This is a genomic window from Mycobacterium sp. THU-M104 (genome assembly GCF_049197365.1).
GTDB lineage: Bacteria > Actinomycetota > Actinomycetes > Mycobacteriales > Mycobacteriaceae > Mycobacterium.
The window spans coordinates 1-23,856 of the sequence record NZ_JBMIOP010000277.1 but is presented as its reverse complement, the minus strand read 5'-3'; the positions used below and the strand labels follow the sequence as shown (position 1 = coordinate 23,856).

Annotated in this window: 20 protein-coding genes, 1 tRNA gene and 2 pseudogenes; 17 read left to right on the top strand and 6 right to left on the bottom strand. The window is 71.1% G+C overall.

Annotated elements, in window-relative coordinates:
• The first annotated feature begins 3 nt into the window (after nt 1-3).
• The 4 genes from ACOJVU_RS19860 to ACOJVU_RS19845 are packed head-to-tail and all read left to right on the top strand — an operon-like array spanning nt 4 to nt 4,177.
• A complete protein-coding gene (locus ACOJVU_RS19860) occupies nt 4-930 on the top strand; it encodes an ABC transporter permease (RefSeq protein ID WP_421531343.1) in 927 nt (308 codons plus the stop codon).
• A complete protein-coding gene (locus tag ACOJVU_RS19855; RefSeq protein ID WP_421531342.1) occupies nt 923-1,783 on the top strand; it encodes an ABC transporter permease in 861 nt (286 codons plus the stop codon). Before ACOJVU_RS19860 ends, ACOJVU_RS19855 begins: the two co-directional genes overlap by 8 nt.
• Entirely contained in the window at nt 1,780-3,429 is a 1,650-nt protein-coding gene (locus ACOJVU_RS19850; RefSeq protein ID WP_421531369.1) for a dipeptide ABC transporter ATP-binding protein, read from the top strand. The genes ACOJVU_RS19855 and ACOJVU_RS19850 overlap by 4 nt, the downstream gene beginning before the upstream one ends.
• Complete coding sequence (locus ACOJVU_RS19845) at nt 3,419-4,177, top strand: oxidoreductase (protein WP_421531341.1); 759 nt, start codon at nt 3,419-3,421, stop codon at nt 4,175-4,177. The genes ACOJVU_RS19850 and ACOJVU_RS19845 overlap by 11 nt, the downstream gene beginning before the upstream one ends.
• A 476-nt stretch (nt 4,178-4,653) precedes the next feature.
• On the opposite strand, the gene ACOJVU_RS19840 is transcribed toward ACOJVU_RS19845, so the two are convergent.
• Nucleotides 4,654-5,511, bottom strand: coding sequence for an HAD-IB family hydrolase (locus tag ACOJVU_RS19840; RefSeq protein WP_421531340.1), 858 nt, complete (start codon nt 5,509-5,511; stop codon nt 4,654-4,656).
• Nucleotides 5,512-5,996: 485 nt separating this feature from the next.
• Here ACOJVU_RS19840 and ssd point away from each other — a divergent pair, with 485 nt between their 5' ends.
• The 7 genes and pseudogenes from ssd to ACOJVU_RS19805 all read left to right on the top strand — a co-directional run.
• A complete protein-coding gene (gene ssd / locus ACOJVU_RS19835) occupies nt 5,997-7,049 on the top strand; it encodes a septum site-determining protein Ssd (RefSeq protein ID WP_421531368.1) in 1,053 nt (350 codons plus the stop codon).
• Nucleotides 7,046-8,221, top strand: coding sequence for a TadA family conjugal transfer-associated ATPase (locus ACOJVU_RS19830; protein ID WP_421531339.1), 1,176 nt, complete (start codon nt 7,046-7,048; stop codon nt 8,219-8,221). The genes ssd and ACOJVU_RS19830 overlap by 4 nt, the downstream gene beginning before the upstream one ends.
• Nucleotides 8,218-9,021, top strand: a complete 804-nt coding sequence (locus tag ACOJVU_RS19825; protein ID WP_421531338.1) for a type II secretion system F family protein — start codon at nt 8,218-8,220, stop codon at nt 9,019-9,021. Before ACOJVU_RS19830 ends, ACOJVU_RS19825 begins: the two co-directional genes overlap by 4 nt.
• Entirely contained in the window at nt 9,018-9,620 is a 603-nt protein-coding gene (locus ACOJVU_RS19820; RefSeq protein ID WP_421531337.1) for a type II secretion system F family protein, read from the top strand. The genes ACOJVU_RS19825 and ACOJVU_RS19820 overlap by 4 nt, the downstream gene beginning before the upstream one ends.
• 36 nt (nt 9,621-9,656) lie before the next feature.
• Nucleotides 9,657-9,848 carry a DUF4244 domain-containing protein gene (locus ACOJVU_RS19815; protein ID WP_421531336.1) on the top strand — a complete coding sequence of 64 codons (192 nt, stop codon included), beginning with the start codon at nt 9,657-9,659 and terminating at the stop codon, nt 9,846-9,848.
• Between the two features lie 35 nt (nt 9,849-9,883).
• Complete coding sequence (locus ACOJVU_RS19810) at nt 9,884-10,174, top strand: TadE family type IV pilus minor pilin (protein WP_421531367.1); 291 nt, start codon at nt 9,884-9,886, stop codon at nt 10,172-10,174.
• Between the two features lie 31 nt (nt 10,175-10,205).
• Nucleotides 10,206-10,436: pseudogene (locus ACOJVU_RS19805) on the top strand (Rv3654c family TadE-like protein); the annotation flags it as partial.
• A gap of 75 nt (nt 10,437-10,511) precedes the next feature.
• Here ACOJVU_RS19805 and ACOJVU_RS19800 read toward each other — a convergent pair.
• From ACOJVU_RS19800 to ACOJVU_RS19785, 4 genes and pseudogenes are all read right to left on the bottom strand, one after another.
• Entirely contained in the window at nt 10,512-11,543 is a 1,032-nt protein-coding gene (locus ACOJVU_RS19800; RefSeq protein ID WP_421531335.1) for a PAS domain-containing protein, read from the bottom strand.
• Nucleotides 11,544-11,627: 84 nt separating this feature from the next.
• Nucleotides 11,628-12,089: a hypothetical protein gene (locus ACOJVU_RS19795; RefSeq protein ID WP_421531373.1), complete on the bottom strand. Its 462-nt coding sequence runs from the start codon at nt 12,087-12,089 to the stop codon at nt 11,628-11,630.
• Between the two features lie 9 nt (nt 12,090-12,098).
• Nucleotides 12,099-12,285: pseudogene (locus ACOJVU_RS19790) on the bottom strand (PE family protein); the annotation flags it as partial.
• Nucleotides 12,286-12,449: 164 nt separating this feature from the next.
• Nucleotides 12,450-14,774 (bottom strand): DEAD/DEAH box helicase, encoded by a 2,325-nt coding sequence (locus ACOJVU_RS19785; protein WP_421531334.1) that lies wholly within the window; start codon nt 14,772-14,774, stop codon nt 12,450-12,452.
• Between the two features lie 253 nt (nt 14,775-15,027).
• Here ACOJVU_RS19785 and cspA point away from each other — a divergent pair, with 253 nt between their 5' ends.
• The 3 genes from cspA to topA all read left to right on the top strand — a co-directional run bounded on the left by cspA (nt 15,028) and on the right by topA (nt 18,995).
• On the top strand, nt 15,028-15,231 hold the full coding sequence (gene cspA, locus ACOJVU_RS19780; protein ID WP_007772268.1) for a cold shock protein CspA: 204 nt from the start codon (nt 15,028-15,030) through the stop codon (nt 15,229-15,231).
• 144 nt (nt 15,232-15,375) lie between these two features.
• Nucleotides 15,376-15,966, top strand: coding sequence for a hypothetical protein (locus ACOJVU_RS19775; protein WP_421531333.1), 591 nt, complete (start codon nt 15,376-15,378; stop codon nt 15,964-15,966).
• 194 nt (nt 15,967-16,160) lie between these two features.
• Nucleotides 16,161-18,995: a type I DNA topoisomerase gene (gene topA, locus ACOJVU_RS19770; RefSeq protein WP_421531332.1), complete on the top strand. Its 2,835-nt coding sequence runs from the start codon at nt 16,161-16,163 to the stop codon at nt 18,993-18,995.
• On the opposite strand, the gene ACOJVU_RS19765 is transcribed toward topA, so the two are convergent.
• Complete coding sequence (locus tag ACOJVU_RS19765; RefSeq protein WP_421531331.1) at nt 18,992-20,584, bottom strand: adenylate/guanylate cyclase domain-containing protein; 1,593 nt, start codon at nt 20,582-20,584, stop codon at nt 18,992-18,994. The genes topA and ACOJVU_RS19765 overlap by 4 nt on opposite strands.
• A gap of 154 nt (nt 20,585-20,738) precedes the next feature.
• Between ACOJVU_RS19765 and ACOJVU_RS19760 the strand changes: the two genes are divergently transcribed.
• The 3 genes from ACOJVU_RS19760 to ACOJVU_RS19750 form a co-directional block, all read left to right on the top strand.
• Nucleotides 20,739-21,953, top strand: coding sequence for a DNA polymerase III subunit delta' (locus ACOJVU_RS19760; RefSeq protein WP_421531330.1), 1,215 nt, complete (start codon nt 20,739-20,741; stop codon nt 21,951-21,953).
• A 98-nt stretch (nt 21,954-22,051) separates the two neighbouring features.
• Nucleotides 22,052-22,124: transfer RNA gene (locus ACOJVU_RS19755), tRNA-Thr, on the top strand.
• Between the two features lie 603 nt (nt 22,125-22,727).
• Nucleotides 22,728-23,856: PE domain-containing protein (locus ACOJVU_RS19750; RefSeq protein WP_421531329.1), on the top strand; the 1,129-nt coding region annotated here is incomplete at its 3' end.

The window sequence follows — 23,856 nt, the reverse complement described above, 5'->3', positions numbered from 1 at the left end:
GAGATGGGCTGGTACGTCGCACGCCGGATCGCCGCCATGGTGCCCGTCTTCCTCGGGGCCACGCTGCTCATCTACGGCATGGTTTTCCTGCTTCCCGGTGACCCGGTGGCCGCGATCGCCGGGGACCGCCCGCTGACACCGGAGGTGGCCGCGCAGCTGCGGGCCCGCTATCACCTCGACGACCCGTTCCTGCTGCAGTACCTGCGCTACCTGGGGGGCGTGCTGCGCGGCGACCTGGGCCGCTCCTACTCCGGCCTGCCGGTGAGCGACGTTCTGGCGCATGCGTTTCCGGTCACCGTTCGGCTGGCGTTCATCGCGCTTTTCGTCGAGGCGATACTGGGTGTGGGATTCGGGGTGGCAGCCGGCCTGCGCCAGGGCAGCATGCTCGATGCCACGGCGCTGCTGGGTGGGCTGATCCTGATCGCGATCCCGATCTTCGTGCTGGGGTTCCTGGCCCAGTTCGTGTTCGGCATCTGGCTGGGCATCGCACCGGTCACGGTGGGCGAACGGTCGACGTTCGCTCGCCTGCTGCTGCCCGGGATCGTCCTGGGTTCGGTGTCGTTCGCGTATGTGCTGCGGTTGACCCGTTCGGCCGTGGCGGCCAACGCCCACACCGACTACGTGCGCACCGCCACCGCCAAGGGCCTGTCCCGGCCCCGCGTCGTGGCGGTGCACATCCTGCGTAACTCGTTGATCCCGGTGGTGACGTTCCTGGGCGCCGACCTGGGGGCGCTGATGGGTGGGGCGATGGTGACCGAGGGGATCTTCAACATCCACGGTGTCGGTGGTGTGCTGTATCAGGCGGTCACCCGGCAGGAGGCGCCGACGGTGGTGTCGATCGTCACGGTGCTGGTGCTGATCTACCTGGCCACCAACCTGGCCGTGGATCTGCTCTACGCCGCCCTGGACCCGCGGATCCGGTATGGGTGAGGGCGGATTCTGGCGCGCCACCTGGGGCGGGCTGCGGCGGCGTCCCACGTTCGTGCTCGCGGCCGCCCTGATCCTGGTGATCCTCGGCGTCGCCGCGTTCCCCGGTTTGTTCACCTCGGCAGACCCCGCGTATGCCGACCCCGCCCAGAGCCTGCTGCCCCCGTCGGCGGCTCACTGGTTCGGTACCGACCTGCAGGGCCACGATATTTACGCGCGCACCGTCTACGGGGCGCGAGCCTCGGTCGCCGTCGGGCTCGGGGCCAGCCTGGCGGTGTTCGTCGTCGGCGGCGCACTGGGCGCGGTGGCCGGGTTCTACGGTGGCTGGGTGGACGCGGTGGTCTCACGGGTCACCGACGTGTTCTTCGGCCTGCCACTGCTGTTGGCCGCCATCGTGCTGATGGGTGTTCTGCGCCAGCGCACGGTGTGGACGGTGATCGCGATCCTGGCCCTGTTCGGCTGGCCGCAGATCGCCCGGATCGCCCGCGGCGCGGTGCTGGAAGTCCGGGCCGCCGACTATGTCATTGCGGCCAAGGCATTGGGCATGAACAACGTTCAGATACTGCTGCGACACGCCCTGCCCAATGCCCTGGGCCCGGTGGTCGCGGTGGCCACCATCGCCCTGGGCCTGTTCATCGTCACCGAGGCCACGTTGTCCTACCTCGGAGTCGGGCTTCCGGCGTCGGTGGTGTCCTGGGGCGGCGACATCAGCGTCGCGCAGACCCGCCTGCGGTCGGGCTCGCCCATCTTGTTCTATCCGGCCGGTGCGCTGGCGATCACGGTGCTGGCCTTCATGATGATGGGCGACGCGTTGCGCGACGCGCTGGACCCGGCATCACGGGCGTGGCAGCCGTGAGCGCCGCGTCGCCGCCGCTGCTGTCGGTAGAAGGCCTGCAGGTCAGTTTCGGTGACCGGCCGGTGGTGCGCGGGCTGGACCTGAGCGTGCTGCCCGGGCAGACCGTCGCCATCGTGGGTGAGTCGGGCTCGGGGAAGTCCACCACGGCGGCCGCCATCCTCGGGCTGCTGCCGCCCGGCGGGCGAATCACGGCCGGGCGCATCGTGTTCGGCGGGCAGGACATCGCTTCAGCCGGTCGCGGGGCCGATCGCCGGCTGCTTCGGTCGATCCGGGGACGCTCGATCGGCTACGTGCCCCAGGACCCGATGACCAACCTCAACCCCGTCTGGAGCGTCGGATTCCAGATCCGGGAAGCGGTGCGGGCCAACGCCGGAAGCCGAGCGGCACGACGGCGCGCAGTGGAGTTGCTCGGCGAGGCGGGGATGCCGGACCCGGAGCAACAGGCAGGCAGCTACCCACACCAGCTCTCGGGTGGCATGTGTCAGCGGGCGCTGATCGCGATCGCGCTGGCCGGGGACCCGCGGCTGCTGATCGCCGACGAGCCGACGTCCGCGCTGGACGTCACCGTCCAGCGGCAGGTACTCGACCACCTGCAGCGGCTCACCGAGCAGCGCGGCACCGCTGTGCTGCTGATCACCCACGATTTGGCGCTGGCCGCCGAACGTGCCGAGTCGGTGGTCGTCGTGCACCGCGGCGCCGTCGTGGAATCCGGTGCCGCAGCGGTGATCCTGCAAAATCCGCAGCACGAGTACACCCGGCGGCTGGTGGCCGCGGCACCGTCGCTGACGGTCCGCAGCCCGCGCCGCAGGACGGGCGTCGATACAGGAGGTGACATCCTCGTCGTCTCCGGGCTGACGAAGGTCTACCGCGAGTCGCGGGGGGCGCCGTGGCGGCGCGCCGAGTTCCGGGCCGTGGACGCCGTCTCGTTCCGGTTGCGCCGGGCGGGCACCCTCGCGATCGCCGGAGAATCGGGATCCGGCAAGTCGACCCTGGCGCGCATGGTGCTCGGGCTGCTGGAACCGACCGCGGGCACGGTGGAGTTCGACGGCACCCGGATCGACGGCGCCCTGGACCGGGACGCCGAGCTCGCGTTTCGCCGACGGGTGCAGCCGGTGTTCCAAAACCCTTACAGCAGCCTGGATCCCAGGTACACGGTGCTGCGCGCCATCGAGGAACCCTTGCGGATCCACCGGATCGGCGACCGCGCCGCGCGGACGCGGGCGGTGCGTGACCTCCTCGACCAGGTGGCGCTGCCGTCGTCGGTGCTGGGCCGGCTGCCCCGCGAGCTGTCGGGTGGTCAACGCCAGCGGGTCGCGATCGCCCGGGCCCTGGCCCTTCGGCCCGACGTGCTGGTCTGCGACGAGGCGGTCTCGGCGCTCGACGTCCTGGTGCAGGCGCAGATCCTGGATCTGCTGGCCGATCTGCAGGCCGACCTCGGGCTGGCCTACTTGTTCATCAGCCACGATCTGGCGGTGATCCGCCAGATCGCCGACGAGGTGCTGGTGATGCGGGCCGGCCGGGCGGTGGAATGCGCGCCCACCGACGAGCTGTTCGGTCGGCCCCGCCACGAATACACCCGGCAGTTGCTGGAGGCCATCCCGCGCGCCCTAGCCCCCGCAGATAGGTTGAGAACCCGTGACCGATGACCCGCTGGCCCCGCTGATGGGGCTGCCCGGTGTGGCCGAGGCCAGCGACCATGCCCGCGACGCGCTGAGCCGGGCGCACCGGCACCGGGCCAACCTGCGGGGCTGGCCGGTCACCGCCGCCGAAGCCGCGCTGCGGGCGGCGCGCGCCTCGTCGGTGCTCGACGGTGGACCCGGGCAGGTCGACGATCCGGGCGAGATCACCCAGGTCAGCGATCCGGTGTTGGCCGGTGCGCTGCGGGTGGCGCAGGCCCTGGAGGGCGGCGAGGGGCCGGTGGTCGGGGTCTGGCGGCGGGCGCCGCTGCAGGCGCTCGCGCGCCTGCACGTGCTGGCGGCCGCCGACCAGGTGACCGAGGAGCGGCTGGGCCGCCCGCGGGCCGGCCCGCAGGTCGGGCCGCGGCTCGAGCTGCTGGCGGGCCTGGTCGCCGGTGGCACCCGGGTGCCGGCACCGGTGGTCGCCGCGGTAGCGCACGGAGAATTGTTGGCGCTCAAGCCTTTCGGCAGCGCGGACGGCGTAGTGGCCCGGTCGGTGTCGCGGCTGGTGACGATCGCCGACGGGCTGGACCCGCACGGGCTGGGGGTGCCCGAGGTCGACTGGATGCGCAGGCCCGCCGAATACCGTGACGCAGCTGAGGGATTCGCCGAGGGCTCCTCCGAGGGGGTGCGGGCGTGGCTGCTGATGTGTTGCCGGGCACTGCAAGCCGGCGCGCAGGACGCGGTGGCGATCGCCGACGCTCTCCCGGGCCGATAGCCGGTTGGTGGCCGATTGCGGCCGGGAACGCGGCCGGGGTGAACCGTCCGGGGTTAACCGTTCGGCGACGCGAAGCGGGCGGCGGTCCGACATCTGTCGTCCCGCCGCCCGCCAGCACCGAACCCGGTTACCATGCGTGCATCTGTGGGCTGCGTGGGTTGGCCTCGGCGATCTCGCGAAGCCTCCGGTTGCAGTCCCACCCAAAGGACCGTCGATCCCTTCGAGATTCGCAATTACGCAGGCCCGCAACACTTTTGCCATTATCGCGGCTGTGACTCCGCGTGGGTGCCGAGAACCGTGCTGGGGTGCCCGGGTCGGGAGAACGATCCTTCTCTTCCGGACCGAACTAGGCCTTGCCGGGCTGCCGTGGTTTCCTTTGTACTACCAGACCTCGAGCGCGGCAAGGCCCGAATCCGTAAAGATCGCGAAAACGTACCCGATGTTCGGGTTGGCCGGGTGCGCGCTACCACTCCCGCTCAGATGCCGAAGCGGCGCAGCAGCGAGTAGGTGACCGCCCCGGCGGCCAGCGCGCTGATCCCCACCGCGACAGTGGTGGCGATCGCGGCGCCCGACGGGGCGGGGATCCGGTCGCGCAGCGACACCGGCCGGGAGAACGCCAGTACCGGCCATCCGCGATCGATGGCTTCCTTGCGCAGGCTGCGGTCGGGATTGACCACGCTGGGATGGCCGACGGCCTCCAGCATGGGCAGGTCGGTGATGGAGTCGGAGTAGGCGTAGCAGTGTTCCAGCGGGTAGCCCTCCCGGGCGGCCAACTCCTTGATCGCCTGCACCTTGCCCTGGCCGTAGCAGTAGAACGCGATCTCGCCGGTGTACTTGCCGTCCTCGACGACCATGCGCGTCGCCATCGCGTGGGTGGCGCCCAGCGCCCGGGCGATCGGTGCGACGATCTCCTCGCCGGACGCCGAAACCAGCACGACGTCGCGGCCGAACAACTTGTGCGCCGCGATCAGGTCCGCGGCTTCGGCGAAGACCAGCGGGGTCACGATGTCGTGCAGGGTCTCGTTGACGATCGCCCGGACCTGTTCCACGTCCCAGCCGGTGCACATGTTCGTCATGTGAGCGCGCATGCGGTCCATCTGGTCATGATCGGCGCCGGAGAGCAGGAAAATGAACTGGGCGTAGCTGGACTTGAGTACCGCGCGGCGGTTGAGCAGACCCTGATCGAAGAAGGGTTTGCTGAATGCCAGTGTGCTGGACTTGGCGATGATCGTCTTGTCCACGTCGAAGAAAGCGGCGGTGCGGGGCTGCGGAGAGCTACTCGCACTCGCTGTCGGTGTTGCCTGCTGCTGCGCGGCCGGATCGGAGACGGTCACCGACTCAGCATAGGTCGGGGATCGGACGGTGCCGGGGCGTTGCACCGAAAACAGTGGGCGGCAAGTCCGCTCTGCGCGGGTGAGCAGTGTCTTTGCATCCCAACATGTGATCTCGATGGAACAACCACTTGCGTTGGTCGGCACTGTCGTGTGTATAGTAAGCATCACTCGGCGTGAGCCGAGGGTGTATCAGCCCGACCCCCCGGGGCTGATACACGACGACCCTCGCCTCCTCCCCCCCTGGCGGGGGTCGTCCCTTTTCTGTTGTGGGAAATCTCCTTGCCGGCCGGCCTGGCCGATTCTGTCTCACGTTGCGGGCGAGCGCGTATTCCGCCGCGGTGTGCACGCGCCCCGGTCATGGTTGTGCACAGTGGCGTCTCTATCCACAAATGCGGCTTTGGGACTGTTGTCCCACGATCGCCGCCCTGCACGGTGGGTGCGTGACCAGTACTGCACGCAGCGCCGGGGCGCCGGCCGTGTTGGCGGTGTTGACCGAGCCGTCGTTGCGCGCCGAGCTGGACCGGATGGCCGCGGCCGTCGGAGTCCGGATCGTGCACGCGGGTGGAGCACCGGCGGTGAGCCGTAAGAACTGGGCGGCCGCCGCCGCGGTGCTGCTCGACGAGGCGGCGGCGCAAGGGTGCGGGCAGGTGGGGCTGCCCCGGCGCGCCCGTGTCTTCGTGGTGACCGCCGCCGAACCCGCCACGGCGACGTGGTCGGCGGCCATCGCGGCCGGAGCCGAACGGGTGCTGCGGCTGCCCGGGCAGGATCACGAGCTGATCCGCGGACTCGCCGACGCCGTGGAAGCGGTGCGCGATGACGGCGTGCGCGGCGACGTGGTCGCCGTCGTCGGGGGGTGTGGCGGGGCGGGCGCCTCGCTGTTCGCGACCGCCCTGGCGCACGCGGCGGCCGGCGCGCTGCTGGTGGACCTCGATCCGTGGGGCGGTGGACTCGATCTGCTGGTGGGTTGTGAGACCACACCGGGCCTGCGCTGGCCCGACCTGGCATTGCAGGGCGGCCGGCTGACCTGGCCGGCCGTGCGTGATGCCCTGCCCCGGTATCGGGGTATCAGCGTGCTGTCCGGCACCCGGCGCGCCTACGACCTCGAGCCCGGGCCGGTCGACGCCGTCATCGATGCGGGCCGGCGCGGGGCGGTCACCGTGGTGTGCGACCTGCCGCGCCGTCTCGCCGATGCGGCGCAGGCCGCACTCGATGCGGCCGATCTCGTCGTGGTGGTCACCCCCTGCCACGTGCGCGGGTGCGCGGCCACCGCCGCGATGGCGGAGTCGTTGACGGCGCTCAACCCCAACGTTGGCCTGGTGGTGCGTGGCCCGGCGCCGGGCGGCTTGCGGGCCACCGAGGTCGCCGAGGTCACCGGCCTGCCGCTGCTCGCGGCGATGCGGGCTCAGCCGCAACTCGCCGATCAGCTCGAGCGTGGCGGCCTGCGGCCCGGGCGGCGGTCGCCGCTGACGGCCGCGGCGCGCCGGGTACTTGCCGTGTTGTCCCGGGCGGGGTCGCCCCAGATCGGCAGGGCGGCGTGAACGGCTCCCTGATCGAACGCGTACGTGAGCGGCTGGCCGCCGAGGCCGCTCCGCTGTGGTCCCCGCTGCGGCCCGAGGCGGTCGCCGCCGCGATCCGCGCCGAATCCGGCGGCATGCTCGGGGACACCGAGGTGCTCGCCCATCTCCGGGTGCTCGAGACCGAACTGATCGGTGCCGGCATCCTCGAACCCCTGCTGCGCGCGGACGACACGACCGACGTCTTGGTGACGGCACCGGACGCGGTGTGGGTCGATGACGGGAACGGCCTGCGCCGCGCGGGGATCCGATTCTCCGACGAGGCCGCGGTGCGGCGGTTGGCCCAGCGCCTGGCGTTGGCCGCGGGCCGGCGTCTCGACGACGCCCAGCCGTGGGTGGACGGGCAGCTCACCGGAGTCGGTGGCGCACGGGTCGCGGTGCGTCTGCACGCGGTGCTGCCACCGGTGGCGCCCGCGGGCACCTGCCTGTCGCTGCGCGTGTTGCGGCCCGCCACCCAGGACCTGGCGGCCCTGGCCGCGGCGGGCACGATCGACCCCGAGGCCGCCGAGCTGGTGAGCGCCGTCATCGCCGCCCGGTTGGCATTCCTGGTGTGCGGCGGCACCGGGGCAGGCAAGACGACGTTGCTGGCGGCGATGCTGGGTGCGGTCGCGCCGACCGAGCGGATCGTCTGCGTAGAGGACGCCGCCGAGCTGGCGCCCCGGCACCCGCACGTGGTCAAGCTGGTCGCGCGTTGCGCGAACGTCGAAGGTGTCGGCGAGGTCCCGGTGCGCCAACTCGTCCGGCAGGCGCTGCGCATGCGGCCCGACCGCATCGTCGTCGGGGAGGTGCGGGGCGCCGAGGTCGTTGATCTGCTGGCCGCGCTGAACACCGGTCATGACGGCGGGGCGGGCACCGTGCACGCCAACAACCCCTCGGAGGTTCCCGCCCGGCTGGAGGCGCTGGCGGCGCTCGGTGGTCTCGATCAGGCCGCGCTGCACAGCCAGCTGGCCGCCGCGGTGCAGGTGCTGCTGCACGTGGCCCGTGACGGGGCCGGCGCTCGCAGGCTGACCGAGATCGCTGTGCTGCGCCCGGCGGACGGCCGGGTTCGGGCGGTCGCGGCGTGGCGCGCGGGGCGGGGACACACAGAGGGTGCCGACGCGCTGCGTCGGCTGCTGCGCGACCGGATGCCGACATGAGCGGGCCAGTCCTCGTGGCGCTGCTGCTGGCGCTGGCGCTGCTGGCGCTGCCCGGGTCGTCGCACCGCCGCCTCATCCGGGGAGCGGTCGGCCGCCGGCGGGCCGGGCTGCCCGCGGTGAGCGCGGCCGGGTGCATCGTCGCGGGCAGCGCGGTCGCGGCCGCCGCGGCTTTGTCGCCGACGACGGTCCTGGCCGGCGCGGTCCTGGGCGTCACGGCGGTCCTGCGTCACCGCCGCCGTCGCCGCATCCGCCAAGCCATGGACGAGGGCCGGATGCTGGAAACCGCCTTCGACGTCGTCGCCGGCGAACTGCGGGTGGGTTCTCATCCGGTGCGTGCGTTCGGTGTCGCCGCCGACGAGACCGCCGGCCCGGTCGCGGTGTCGCTGCGCTCGGTCGCGGCGCGGGCCCGGCTGGGCGCCGACGTCGCTGCCGGCCTGCGCACCGCGGCGGGTTCGTCGTCGCTGCCCGCGCACTGGTATCGACTCGCGGTGTGCTGGCAGCTCGCTGGTGAGCACGGGCTGGCGATAGCCACCCTGATGCGCGCCGCGCAGCGCGATATCGCCGAGCGGCAACGGTTCTCGACGCGAGTGGGGGCGGGTATGGCGGGCGCGCGCGCCACCGCCGCCATTTTGGCCGGGCTCCCGGTGCCGGGGGTGCTTCTCGGTGAGCTGATCGGCGCGCGCCCACTGAGTTTCCTGCTGGGCGGGCACGTGGGGGGATGGCTGTTGGTTGCCGGTTCGACGCTGGCGTGCGGGGGGCTGCTGTGGTCGGATCGCATCACCGATCGGCTGTTCGGATGAATGCCGCGGCGGTGCTGCTGGCCGTGGCGCTGTGGGTGGGCCCCGGCCCGGCGCTGGTGCGGGCGCGCGCCGGTATACCCGCGCGGGCACGGGACCCGCTCCGGAGGCCGCCGCGGGCCCGGGCGCACGGTCCGGACCCGCTCGCCGTCGCCTCCAGCCTCGACATCCTGTCGGTGTGCCTGGCGGCGGGCATGGCGGTGCCGGCTGCCGCGGCGGCCACCGCCGGATCCGCCCCGCCCGTGCTGGCGGCGGTGTTGCGCCGCGCCGCCGACCTGCTGGCGCTGGGCGCCGATCCCGCCGTGGCGTGGTCGGTTTCGGCGGTTTCACCGGTCGGGGCACCCGACGCGCAGACCGATGCGCTGCTGCGACTGGCCCGGCGTTCGGCGGCCTCCGGCGCGGCCCTGGCCGGCGGAGTCGCCGAACTGGCCGACCAGTCCCGCCACGACGCCGTGCACGCGGCCGCCGCGGCCGCCGAGCGCGCCGGGGTCTTGATCGCCGGGCCGCTCGGGCTGTGTTTCCTGCCGGCGTTCTTCTGTCTGGGCGTCGTTCCGGTGGTGGCCGGGCTGGCGCACAACGTCCTGCAGTCGGGTCTGCTGTGATAAGTGAACGAGGAAGGAAAAACATTGTTGGCCAACATGTTCCGTATATTTCTGGCTCGCGTGACCGCCCTGGCGGTCGACGAGTCGGGCATGTCGACGGTCGAGTATGCCATCGGCACTTTGGCTGCCGCGGCCTTCGGTGCGATCCTCTACGCGGTCGTCACCGGCGATTCGGTCGTGTCGGCGCTGACCAACATTATCGGTCGCGCGCTCAACACCAAGGTCTAGCGGACTGTGCGGGTGCGAGCACTGTCGAGGCGGCCCTGGCGATCGCTGCGCTGGTGGCGGTGTTCGTGCTGTGCCTGGGCGGTGTCACGGCGGTGTCCATGCAGGTGCGCTGCGTCGACGCGGCCCGCGAGGCCGCACGTCTGGCCGCGCGCGGCGACCAGCGCGCGGCGCTCGACACCGCCCGCCGCATCGCACCTGCGGGGGCGCGCATCGAGGTTCATCGGGACGGCGATCTCGTGGTGGCCACGGTCGTCGCGCGCTCGCCGCTGTTGCCCGCCCTCGACATCGGCGCCACGACTTTCTCGGCGGCCGAGGTGCCGGGATGAGGGCGGGTCGGCCACCGTGGTCGCGGCCGCCATGGTCGTGGTGGTGCTGTGCATCACGGTGGCGGGCGCCGCGCTCGGCGCGGTGGTGGTGGCCCGGCATCGGGCGCAGGCGGCGGCCGATCTGGCCGCGCTGGCCGCTGCGGCCCGGCTGCCGGCGGGGGCGGCTGCGGCCTGCGCACACGCCGCAGCGGTGGCCTACCGGATGGGGGCCGCTGCGACCGGCTGCGAGGTGGACGGGCTCGACGTTGTCGTCACAGTGGCCGTGGCCGTCGGCTGGAGGGGGCCAGGCGGCACCGCCCGGGCGGCCGCCCGGGCGGGACCCGCCGGCCCCGGATGGTCACGTCGCGTCGCCTTGCACCAGTCCGGCCACGGCGAGTTCGGCGTCGCTGGGCAGCCGCAGCGAGATCAACCCGGCGAAGGTCTGCGGTTGCAGTTCCACCCGGTTGACGGTGACGTGCACGGGTACCCAATCCGCGTCGTGTCCGGGCATCCGCAACACCCGGCCGGCCGCACCGTCGCCGCATTCCGCTGTCATCGAGGCCAGCAAGTGTTCGTCGTCGGGGTGAACGTCGGGTTTGCCCACAGTGCCGGCGCGCCGGTTGTAGAACGGGCACGGCTCGTCGAGCCATTGCAGCAGAGTCCAGTCCGCGAGGTCGACCAGCGCCCGGTGAACCCCGGCCCGCGCGAGTCCCGCCAGGATCCGCTGCGCCAGTTCGTCGGTGGACACGACGGGGCCTTCCACTGCGGCGCGCCAGTTCATCGCTCGCGCGACGAGGTGGTCACGGCCGTCGGGGCCCACCTCCAGCGCGGTGCGGGCGACGAAGCCGATCCGGATGGGCATGCTCTGCCAGTCGGTGAAATCCCAGGTGCTGCAAAATGTCTGGTCCGGCCCGGCTTCGACGGCCAGGGCCAGCACCTTGGCTTCGTTCGGGTTGAGCTCGCGCGACGGCAGGTCTTCGGTGAACGCCCTGCCCAGGGTGACCCCGATTTCGGGATTCTTGCCGCTGTTGGTGAGCGATTCCTGCGTATCGGTGGCCACGCCCAGCGTCAGGTCCCACTTCAGCGGGCCGGGGATGGGCCGTTCGGGCGGATCTTCGTCGGGGGGGCCGATCCACACGTGCACGCCGTGGACGCGGCCGTCGGACATCACCACCGGTTCGGTGCGAATGACACGGTCCCGCTTGGAGGTGATGCTGGTGAACGGCTGGCCGGTCTGCACCGACTCCGCGATCGCGGTCCGCACCGCGGGCAGGTACCGGCCCCGGCGCAGGAGTGCGGTGATCGGGACGAGATTCTGCAGCTGCCGGCCCTGCGCCACGACAGCCGGGTCGCCCCCCAACGTCTCCACGAGCAACCAGTCGTGGGCCATGCGCGCAGTTTACCGGCCGCGCCGCGTCCCCGGACCCGGCGGGCGGCCCGCCCTATCGGCGTGCCGGTGAGCAGAAACGGCCGGCTACGGCGTCGTCCCGTCGACCCCGGGAGCGCCCACCAGCAACCCAGGCGCGCCGCCAGTTTCGCTGTTACCGCCGAGTCCGCCGTTGCCGCCGTCGCCGATCAGCACGGCGTTACCGCCGTTGCCGCCGTCGCCGCCACCGACACCAGAGCTGTTGCCGCCCTCCCCGCCGGCGCCCGCGTTGCCGAGCAGGCCGGCGTCGCCGCCCGTCCCGTCCGTCCCGGCGTCTCCACCGGCGGAGTTGCCCACTCCGCCGCCGGCACCCCGATCGCCGAGCAGCGCCGCATTGCCCCCGTTGCCCCCGTTACCGATCAGCGGGCGGTCGGTGAGCGCCAGGCTGGGCGCGTTGATCGCGCCGAGCACGGCCTGCTGTATCGACTGCACCGGATTGGCCGTGAACGCCGAAACGGTGGCGGCCTCGGCGGTGGCGTAGGAGTGCGTCGTCGCGGTCAACTGCTGCACGAACTGGTCGTGGAACGCCGCCGCCCGCGCGCCCAGCGCCTGAAAGTCGCTACCGTGGGTGGAGAACAGCGCCGCGATGGCCGCCGAGACCTCGTCCTGGGCCGTCGGCAGCCCCCGTGATCCGTGCGGCCGCGGCCGCGTTGGCCGTGTCGATTCTGGAGCCGAGATCGGCCAGATTTCCCGCGGCCGTCCCCATCGCGTCCGGCACCACCACCAACGACATCGCAGCCCCCTCGGTCTGACACGAACGGTAATTTCGGGCTAAAACCTACCCACGTGTTGACGCCGACGAGCGGTCAGTCAGCGGTTCGTCAACACCCGGCAGCCGTCCGTTAACGCGTCGGGCTGGATCCGACCTGTTCAGCGCGATTCGCCGACCAACCGCCCCAGCACCAGCCGCAGCACCGTCACCGCGCCGGCCTTGTCGAGCGGGTCGTTGCCGTTGCCGCATTTGGGTGACTGCACGCACGACGGGCAGCCCCGCTTGCATTCGCACGCCTCGACGGCCTCCGCCGCGGCGCCCAGCCAGGTGGCGGCCCGGCGGAAGCCGCGTTCGGCGAACCCCGCCCCGCCGGGGTGGCCGTCGTAGACGAACACACTCGGCAGGCCGTCGGGGCCGGTCGCGGTGGACAGCCCGCCGATGTCGCCGCGGTCGCAGCTGGCCACCAGCGGCAGCAGCCCGATCGCCGCGTGCTCGGCGGCGTGCAGCGACCCGGGGATGCGGGGTGCGTCGATACCGCCGTCCAGCAACGCCTCCGGCGTGACGGTGTACATGACCGCGACCGTTTCCAGGGAGTGCTCGGGCAGAGCCAGCTCCACGAAGTCGATGACCTCACCGGAAAGCCGGCGACGCAGGTAGCCGACCAGCCGGCGGGTGACCCGGACCGGCACCAATCCCACCGTGACCGAGCCGAACTCGCTCCGTTCGCCGTCACCGGTGACGACGATGTCGGTGAGCTCGCGCGCGAACGTCGTATGGCCGGGTTCCTCGGCGTGCACGAACGCGATCCCGCTGTCGAAGTCCAGGGAGTCGACGACGTAGCTCTCGCCCTGGTGCAGATACACCGCCCCCGGGTGGACGCAGGTCGGGGCCTGGCTGAGGCCGACGCTGCCCAGCAGCCGCCCGGTGTCGGCCTCCACGATCACGATCTGGCCACCTGCACCCCGGATGTCCACGGCGCCGTGGGGGTCCAGGCCTGGCGCGGGGAAATAGCGGTCGTTGCGCAGCCGCAGCAGTCCCTCGTCGACCAGGCCCGCGGCGACCTCCGTCGCGCCCAGAGCCCGCACTTCGGCCATATCGAGTGGCAGTTCGGTTGCCGCACAGAGCAGTTGCGGGCCCAGCAGATAGGGGTTGGCCGGATCGATCACCACCCGCTCGACCGGTTTGCCCAGCAGCGCGGCGGGGTGGTGCACCAGGTAGGTGTCCAGCGGGTCGTCGCGGGCGATCAGCACGACCAGCGCCCCCTGGCCCCGTCGGCCCGACCGGCCCGCCTGCTGCCAGAACGAGGCGACCGTGCCCGGGAACCCGGCCAGCACCACCGCGTCCAGCCCGGCGATGTCCACGCCCAACTCCAGCGCGTTGGTGGTGGCCAGACCGCGCAGCCTGCCCTCGGCCAGCGCACGTTCGAGTGCGTGGCGGTCCTCGGCGAGGTAGCCGGCCCGATACGACGCGACCGTGCCCGACAGGTCGGGGGCGACGTCGTCCAGACGTGCCCGCGCGCCCAGGGCGGTCAACTCCGCGGCCCGGCGCGACCGCACGAACGTCAGGGTCTGGGCACCCTCGGCGACCAGGTCGGCCATCACCTGCGCCGCCTCGGCTCCGGCCGAACGGCGCACCGGCGCGCCGTGTTCGCCCGTCACGTCGGTGCGCAGCGCCGGCTCCCACAGGGCCACCGTCCGGGAGCCCCGGGGTGAGCCGTCGTCGGTCACCTCCTCGACGGGCTGCCCGATCAGCTCGGCGGCCGTCGCGCCCGGCGAATCCGTGGTCGCGCTGGCGAAGATCACCGTCGGGTAGGACGAGTAGCGCGCGCACACCCGCAGCAGCCGGCGCAGCACCATGGCCACGTTTGACCCGAAAACCCCTCGGTAGTAATGACATTCGTCGACGATCAGGAACCGAAGACGGCGCAGCAGGGCCGCCCAGCGAGCGTGGTTGCCCAACATCGACACGTGGATCATGTCCGGGTTGGAGAACAGCCAGCGGGAGCGTTCGCGCGCGAAGCGGCGCACCTCGGCGGGGCTGTCGCCGTCGTAGGCGGTGGGCGCCACCCCGAGACCGGGATCACGCAGCCGCGTGACGGCCTCGGTCAGGGTGCGCGCGGCGCGCAACTGGTCGTGGCCGAGCGCCTTGGTGGGCGACAGGTAGAGCACCCGCGCCCGCGGGTCGGTGGCCAGGGTGTGCAGGACGGGAAGCTGATAGGCCAGCGATTTGCCCGACGCGGTGCCGGTGCTGACCACCACGTGCCGCCCGGCGTGGGCCAGCTCCGCGGCCCGCGCCTGGTGTGACCACGGGCGGGTGATGCCGCGTTCGGCGAACGCCCGGACCACGTCCGGCTCGGTCCAGTCCGGCCAGTCGGCTGTCCGCCCGGGGCGCGCGGGCAGCTCGGCGACGTGGCGCAGCGGGTGCTCGCCCGCGGCGGCGCCGGCGAGCGCGACGGCAAGCAGGTCGGCGCCGAAACTGGACACCAGGCACCCTCCGATACCCCGTCGCCGGTACAAGTCTGTCGCCGACGCGACGAACGTGATTGACTGCTGGGGGTCGCAGCTTCTGTGTTCGTGTCACACTTTCGCAGGATCGACGTTGCGGCCGCGGTTCCTGCGAGGTTAATCGGTCGGGTGAAGTTCCGGCGACTCGGCGAGGTATGGCGGTCGTATCAGGCCCGGGGCACCGAAAAGCGGTGCCCCGCACCCAGAAGAAAAGAAAAGGAAAGATCGAGAAATGCCACAGGGAACTGTGAAGTGGTTCAACGCGGAGAAGGGCTTCGGGTTCATCGCCCCCGAAGACGGTTCCGCGGATGTTTTTGTCCACTACACGGAGATCCAGGGTTCGGGCTTCCGCACCCTTGAGGAAAACCAGAAGGTTGAGTTCGAGATCGGCCACAGCCCGAAGGGCCCCCAGGCCACCGGCGTCCGCTCGCTGTAGAGACGAGCAGGCTCCCACGACAACCCCCGGTTGGCCCCGTCCAGCGGGCCTCCGGGGGTTGTTGTCGTGGCCCGGCCGCGCCACAGCGACGCCGCGCCGATCAGCTCGGGGCGCAGATACCCGAACTGCCCTACTGTCGGTGGCGTGAGCCAGCTGTCCTTCTTCACCGCGGAGTCGGTGCCGCCTGCGGCCACCGATCTCGCCGGGGTGCTGGCGGCTTCCGGGCAGATCGTGATGGTCGGCGCGCCCGGTGACCACGGTGCCCGGCTCTCGGTGGTGGTGGATCAGCTCTGGCGGGCGTCGGCACTCGCCGAGATGATCCGGGACGCGGGCCTGGTCCCCGAAATCGGCCGCACGGAGGAGGACACCCCGTTGGTGCGAACGGCGGTGAGCCCGGCGTTGGTGACCATCGCCGCCGAATGGACGCGCGGCGCGGTCAAGACGGTGCCTTCGCGGTGGTTGCCCGGGCCGCGCGAGCTGCGGGCCTGGACCCTGGCGGCGGGCCGCCCCGAAGGCGACCACTATCTGCTGGGTCTGGATCCACACGCGCCCGACACCCACTCGCCGCTGGCGTCGGCCCTCATGCGGGTCGGGATTGCACCCACCCTGATCGGCACCCGCGGCGGCCGGCCGGCGCTTCGGATCAGCGGTCGCCGACGCCTGTCGCGCCTGGTGGAGAACGTGGGGGAGCCACCTGGCGACGCGGACGCGTCGGCGTCGTGGCCGCGGGTGTGACGCTGCGTCAGGGCCCGCGTTCGGCGGAGCCGGTTTGCGCAGGCGCGCCCCAGGGTGCGAAATTGTCAGGTGCCCTGAAGACGAAGGAACGCCCGCGTGCCCGAAGTTCACCGGAATTTTCGCCCTCGGCCTGTCATTCTTCCTGCAGGGCGGTCTCGCGAGGGGCCGGGACGAGAGATGGAGCGTAAGCGCAGTTGGCTGACCCGAAGCTGAACGAACCGAGAAGACCTGGCGGCGCCGTGAACGGGAGCCCCAGGCGACTGGTGATCGTCGAGTCGCCGACCAAGGCGCGAAAGCTGGCCGGCTATCTGGGCTCCGCGTACATCGTCGAGTCGTCGCGGGGCCACATCCGTGACCTGCCGCGGGCGGCGGCCGACATCCCCGCGAAGTTCAAGTCCGAACCCTGGGCGCGGCTGGGGGTCGATGTCGACCACGACTTCGAACCGCTCTACATCATCAGTCCGGAGAAGAAGAGCACAGTCAGCGAGCTGAAGGGCCTGCTCAAAGACGTCGACGAGCTCTACCTGGCCACAGATGGCGACCGCGAGGGCGAGGCGATCGCCTGGCATCTGCTGGAAACCCTGAAGCCGCGTATCCCGGTCAAGCGGATGGTGTTCCACGAGATCACCGAGCCGGCCATCCTCGAGGCCGCGGCCAACCCGCGCGACCTGGACATCGACCTGGTCGACGCGCAGGAGACCCGTCGCATCATGGACCGGCTGTACGGCTATGAGGTCAGCCCGGTGCTGTGGAAGAAGGTCGCGCCCCGGCTTTCGGCGGGTCGGGTGCAGTCGGTGGCCACCCGGATCATCGTGCAGCGCGAGCGCGATCGGATGGCGTTCCGCAGCGCGTCGTACTGGGATGTGGTCGCCGAACTGGACGCCGGCGTGTCCGACCCGACAGCGTCCCCGCCCATCTTCAACGCCCGACTGACCAGCGTGGACGGCATGCGCGTGGCCACCGGCCGCGATTTCGACTCCCTGGGGCAGCTGCGCAACCGGGGCGATGGGGTCGCCCCGGACGTTGTGGTGCTGGATGAGGCGCGGGCGACGGCGCTGGCGGCCGGCTTGCGGGGCAGCGAGCTTTCCGTGGCGTCGGTGGAGGAGAAGCCCTACACGCGGCGCCCTTACCCGCCGTTCATGACCTCCACGCTGCAGCAGGAGGCGGGCCGCAAGCTGCGGTTCTCCGCCGAGCGCACGATGAGCATCGCCCAGCGGCTCTACGAGAACGGCTACATCACCTATATGCGTACCGACTCGACCACGCTGTCGCAGTCGGCCATCGACGCCGCGCGCACCCAGGCGCGTCAGCTCTACGGCGAGGAGTACGTCGCCGCATCCCCGCGCCAGTACACCCGCAAGGTGAAGAACGCCCAGGAAGCGCACGAGGCGATCCGCCCGGCGGGTGAGACGTTCGCCACCCCGGACGCGGTGCGCCGCGAACTCAACGGCGACGAATTCCGGCTCTACGAGCTCATCTGGCAGCGCACGGTCGCCTCGCAGATGGCTGACGCGCGCGGGACCACGTTGAGCCTGCGGATCGCGGGGCGCTCCGGGGACCAGCAGGTGGTGTTCTCGGCCAGCGGCCGCACCCTGACCTTCGCGGGCTTCCTCAAGGCCTATGTGGAGACCGTCGACGAACTCGCCGGCGGCGAGGCCGACGACGCCGAGCGGCGGCTGCCGCAGCTGACCGAGGGGCAGCGGCTGGCCGCCCGCGAGCTGACCCCCGACGGGCACGTCACCAACCCGCCGGCGCGCTTCACGGAGGCCTCGCTGGTCAAGGCGCTCGAGGAGCTGGGCATCGGCCGGCCGTCGACCTACTCGTCGATCATCAAGACCATCCAGGATCGCGGCTACGTCCACAAGAAGGGCAGCGCGCTGGTGCCCTCGTGGGTGGCGTTCGCCGTCACCGGCCTGCTCGAGCAGCACTTCGGCCGGCTCGTCGATTACGACTTCACCGCCGCGATGGAAGACGAGCTGGACGCGATCGCCTCGGGCCAGGAACGGCGCACCGACTGGTTGAACAACTTCTACTTCGGCGGGGACCACGGCGTGGCCGACTCGGTGGCCCGCGCCGGGGGGCTGAAGAAGCTGGTCGGGGTCAACCTCGAAGGCATCGACGCCCGCGAGGTCAACTCGATCACACTGTTCGACGACGATCAGGCCCGACCGGTCTATGTCCGGGTGGGCAAGAACGGCGCCTACCTGGAGCGCATGGTGACCGGCGAGGACGGCGAACCGAAGCCGCAGCGCGCCAACCTCAACGACTCGCTGACGCCCGACGAACTGACTCTGGACCTGGCCGAGGAACTGTTCGCCACGCCGCAGGAGGGACGCGTGCTCGGGGTGGATCCGGAGACGGGCCACGAGATCGTTGCCAAGGACGGCCGATACGGCCCGTACGTCACCGAGGTCCTGCCTCCGGCGCCCGACGAGGACGGCGGCGCCGCCGCGCCCGCGAAGAAGGGCAAGAAACCCACCGGCCCCAAGCCCCGGACCGGTTCGCTGCTGCGCAGCATGGACCTGCAGACCGTCACCCTGCAGGACGCGCTCACGCTGCTGTCGCTGCCCCGCGTGGTCGGCGTCGACCCCGACTCGGGTGAGCAGATCACCGCGCAGAACGGCCGATACGGGCCCTACCTCAAGCGCGGCACCGATTCCCGGTCACTGGCCACCGAGGAGCAGATCTTCGACATCACCCTCGAGGAAGCGCTGCGCATCTACGCCGAGCCCAAACGACGCGGCCGGCAGGCCGCTGCCGCACCGCCGCTGCGCGAGCTGGGGACCGATCCGGCGTCGGGCAAGCCGATGGTGATCAAGGACGGCCGGTTCGGCCCCTATGTCACCGACGGAGAGACCAACGCCAGCCTGCGCAAGGGCGACGAGGTGGCGTCGATCACCGACGCGCGGGCCGCCGAGCTGCTGGCCGACCGCCGGGCGCGGGGTCCGGTGAAGCGGCCCGCCAAGAAAACCGCGCCGCGCAAGGCTGCCGCCAAATCGGGGGCCAAGAAACCCGCCAAGCGCGGCTAACTCGACACCGGCTGCCGGGTGACCCCGCCGTGGGCGGCGAGCTTCACCGGCCGGGCCAGCTGGGTGGGGGCCACCCGCCCGCGCAGCTCGACCACCTCGCCGACATCCCAGCACAGGGCCTCGGCGTCCAGCGCGCCGCTGACCGCGTTCGCCGACGCGAGCACGTGACCGGTCTCCAGCTTGGCCAGCTCGGTGAGGCGCGCGGCCTCGTTGACGGGATCGCCGATCACGGTGTACTCGAAGCGGGCCTGCGCGCCGATATGGCCGGCGATGGCCCGCCCGGCTGACACCCCGATCCCGAACTCGGCGGACCCGATGACCGGCAGCAGCGCGTCGTGCAGCTCACGGGCGGCCGCCAGCGCCCCTCCGGAGGCGTCCGGGTGTTCGATGGGAGCGCCGAAAATGGCCAGCGCGGCGTCGCCCTGGAACTTGTTGACGAACCCGCCGTGCCGGCCGACGGTGTCGACGACCACCCGGAAGAATTCGTTGAGCAAATGCACGACCTCGGCGGGCGGGCGGGTCGCGGCCAGCTGGGTGGAACCGACCAGATCGACGAACAGCACGGCGACGTGACGTTCCTGCCCGCCCAGTTCGGTGCCCCGCTCCAGGGCCCGGCGGGCCACGTCCTCGCCGACGTAGCGGCCGAACAGGTCCCGCAGCCGCTGCCGCTCGGACAGGTCGCGGACCATGTCGTTGAACCCGGCCTGCAGCAGTCCCAGCTCGCTGGCGTCATAGATCTGCATGTGCGCGTTGTAGTTTCCGCGCTGCACCTCGCTCAGCGCCCAGCGCAGCTGGCGCAGCGGGTCGGCGATCGACATGGCCACCAGCAGCGTGCTGACGAACCCGATGCCCAGCGCCGCCAGGGCCAGCAACAGGATCGGAGTGAACAACTTCTCCGGCGTGGCGTGCAGCAACGAGGCCTTGTCGGCCACCACCGCCAGCACGATCGCCAGCACCGGCACGGCGGTGGACAGCATCCAGGACAGGATCTGCCGCAGGATGACGCCGGGCGCCTTGACGTTCTCCGGCACGCCGCTGCGCAGTGCGGCGACGGCGACCGGCCGCAGCACCCGCTCGGACTGCAGGTAGCCGATGATCGCGGTGGCGGCGGCGCCCAGGCCGATGGCGACGGCCACGACGGGCGCCACGAACCCGGCGACCGACCAGCTGGCGACGATGAACACCACACCGCCGATGCACCAGGCCGCCATGCTGGTGAGCGTGCGGTAGAACGGCATGCGCAACGCCCGGCTGCGCGCGAGTTCGGTGGCGGCCGGGTCGGCTTCGGTGAGCAGGTTGTCGCGGCGCTGCCAGCGGAAGACGGGCATCAGCAGCTTGAGGTTCACCACCGAGACGGCGAGGAACAACACCACCAGCGAGGCCGCGAACACCGCCAGGTTACGGACCGGAAGATCCTGCAGCTGGAGGCGGTCCGTGGGCGGCAGGCCGTAGCGCAGGAAACCGAGCACGACCAGGGCGCCGACGATGTCGGCCTGCACCATGCCCAGCAGGAACAGCGGCCACGGGGTGCGCACCACCCACCGGACGAACCCATTGATCCGCCCGGGCAGTGTTGCCGCGGTTGCCATGGATCCACCGTATCGGTCCACGGCTATTTGTTGGAAAACTCTAAGGACCACGGCACGTCGGGCGGCGGGGCCCGTGTCTTGGCTAGGTCACGAAACGATCGCGAAACGGTGGCCGGCCGGTGTTCGTCGGACGGTGTCACTAGCGTTGCCGGTGATGTCCGGGGTGTTTACGCGGTTGGTGGGCCAGGAGGCGGTGGAGGCCGAGCTGCTGGCCGCGGCCAGGGCCGCGCGCGGTGATTCCGCTCACAGCGACAGCATCGACGGCACTATGACACATGCCTGGCTCATCACCGGGCCGCCGGGTTCCGGGCGCTCGGTGGCGGCGCTGTGCTTTGCGGCCGCACTGCAGTGCACCGGGTCGATCGCCGACGGCGGCCCGGGTTGCGGGCGCTGCCGGGCGTGCACGACGACGATGGCCGGCACCCACGCCGACGTACGCCGGGTGATACCCGAGGGCCTGTCCATCGGGGTCGACGAGATGCGCGCCATCGTGCAGATCGCATCGCGCCGTCCCTCGGGCGGGCATCGCCAGATCGTGGTGATCGAGGACGCCGACCGGTTGACCGAGGGCGCGGCGAACGCCCTGTTGAAAGTCGTCGAGGAACCGCCGCCGTCGACGGTGTTCCTGCTGTGCGCGCCGTCGGTGGATCCCGAGGACATCGCGGTCACGCTACGGTCCCGGTGCCGCCACGTCGCGCTCGTGACGCCGTCGACGGCGGCGATCGCGGGCGTGCTGGTCGACACCGACGGTGTGGACGCCGAGACCGCCGGCTGGGCCGCCTCGGTCAGCGGCGGCCACGTGGGCCGCGCGCGGCGGCTGGCCACCGACCCCGAGGCCCGGCAGCGACGGGAGCGGGCGCTGGCGCTGGTGCGCGACGCCGCGATCCCGGCGCGGGCTTATGCGGCCGCCGAGGAGCTGGTGGCCGCGGCCGCGGCGGAAGCTGTGGCGTTGACCGCCGACCGCGCCGGGGCCGAGACCGAGGAGCTGCGGACCGCGCTGGGCGCCGGCGGGACCGGCAAGGGCGCCGCGGGTGCGCTGCGCGGCGGGGCGGGCGCGATCAAAGACCTGGAACGGCGGCAGAAGTCGCGTCACACCCGGGCGTCGCGGGACGCACTGGATCGTGCCCTGATCGACCTGGCGACGTATTTCCGGGACGCGCTGGTGATGTCCGCGGGTGCGTGCGAGATCCGGCCCAACCACCCGGACATGGCCGAGCGGGTGGCGGCGCTGGCCCGCCACGCCACGCCTGAGCGGCTGCTGCGCTGCATCGAGGCGGTGCTGGGATGCCGCGAGGCGCTGGCGAGAAACGTCAAACCCAAGTTCGCCGTCGACGCCATGGTCGCCACCATCGGCCAGGAACTCGGGTAATCGACGTCGCCCGGCGACGATGCTTGCCGTATGGGCGGCCCGAGGAGGAGCCGGGCAATCCTGACTTGCGTTAGACTCGTGCCGCCCCACGCGGGCGCGCCGCCTTAGCTCAGTCGGTAGAGCGATTCACTCGTAATGAATAGGTCAGGAGTTCGATTCTCCTAGGCGGCTCCGAACATGCAGTGAGGGGCGGTTCAGTTCTTCCTTACGACGCGTAGATGAGGCTCAGCTCGACGCTTATTCGCCGGAAATGTGTTGTCGCGTCGAGCGCGGCGGTGTAGTTCCCCGCCTGATAAGCGCGGTCGATGTAGTGCTTTCCGGTCACGTCGGGGGTCGAGTGCGCCGGAATGATGCGCGTCTCACGATGACGGCTACTCGGGGTAGATACCGGCGAAGCGGTCGCCGACGTTCCGTAGCGCGGCGCGAAGTCAGATCGGGTCGATGTTTTGTGGATCAACCGGCCGCTGCGATGGGTGCGCGGCGATGCTCAGACATCCGAAAATGGGACGGAAACGTCGCTGGTGCTCCGATGCCTGCAAGCAGATGGCGCGGCGGCAGGGCGGGGTGTGACGAGCCTGGGGCGTGGTCGCGGCGGCGGCGGTGCAGGGGCGAATTATCTGGAATTATCCCGATTTCTTCCTAGAGCTAAAGTCGTAAGCTTGCTAAAGTTCTTGCAGCACACACGAATCAGTCTCACTGACGCAGATTGGAGCTGTGAAAACCTTGTCGTTTCTTGCCGTGATTCCCGAAGAGATTCTTTCCTCAGTTTCCAGCTTGACCGGCATCGGTTCGTCCCTCGACGAGAGCCTCTCGTCGAAGATACCCGCCCTCACCGACATTCCGGCCATGGCCGAAGACGAGGTGTCCGCCGCGATCAGTGCGCTGTTCAACAGCCACGCCGCGGTGTTTGAGGGGATCGCGACTCAGGCGACGAATTTTCACGCCCGGTTCGCCAACATTCTCGGTTCGGGAGCCAGTCTGTATTCCGATGCGGAATCCTCGGTGGTGTCAACATTGTCGACACCCTCCGCGTCTTTCCTCGGTGTGCATTGGTTTTCTCCTGTTCTCGACCTGACCGGGCGGCCCTTGTTCGGTAACGGTGTCAGCGCAGCTGCGGGTACAGGTAAGGCCGGTGGTGCCGGTGGATGGATTTTCGGCAACGGAGGTAACGGCGGTTCCGGCGCAGCGGGTCACGCGGGCGGCGCGGGCGGTGCCGGAGGGTTCCTGTTCGGCAACGGAGGTAACGGCGGTTCCGGCGCAGCGGGTCAAGCGGGCGGCGCGGGCGGTGCGGGCGGATTCCTGTTCGGTCACGGTGGCAACGGCGGCAACGGCGGCACCGGTTCCACCGCGACCGGGGCGGGGACGGGCGGGCGCGGCGGTGCCGGAGGCGCGGGCGGGTTCCTCTTCGGTCACGGTGGCAACGGCGGCAACGGCGGCAACGGAGAAACCGGGGGTGCAGGCGGGGCCGCAGGCCATTCCGGTGGGTGGGGCGGCGTAGCGGGGGATCCGGGCAGCCTGGGGAAGTCAGGATTCTCCGTCATCGACACCATCCACGTGGACAACAATCCGTACGGGGTGGCGGTCAATTCCACCAGCGGCGAGTCCACCACCGGCGACGTGTACGTCACCAACGATGTCAGTAGCGGCACGGTGACGGTGATCAGCCCCTCAAACAGCATCACCGGTGATCCCATCACCGTGGGCAGCAACCCGGACGCGGTAACGGTCAGCCCCGGAACCGGCTCCGTGTACGTGGCCAACGCAGGCAGCGACACGGTATCGGTGATCAGCTCCTCAGGCAGCGTCTCCAACCCAATCACCGTGGGGGACGATCCGGTCGCGGTAGTGGCGGGCTTCCGAGGCGAAGTTGTTGCCGCCAACAACGTCAGCGGCTCGGTTTCGT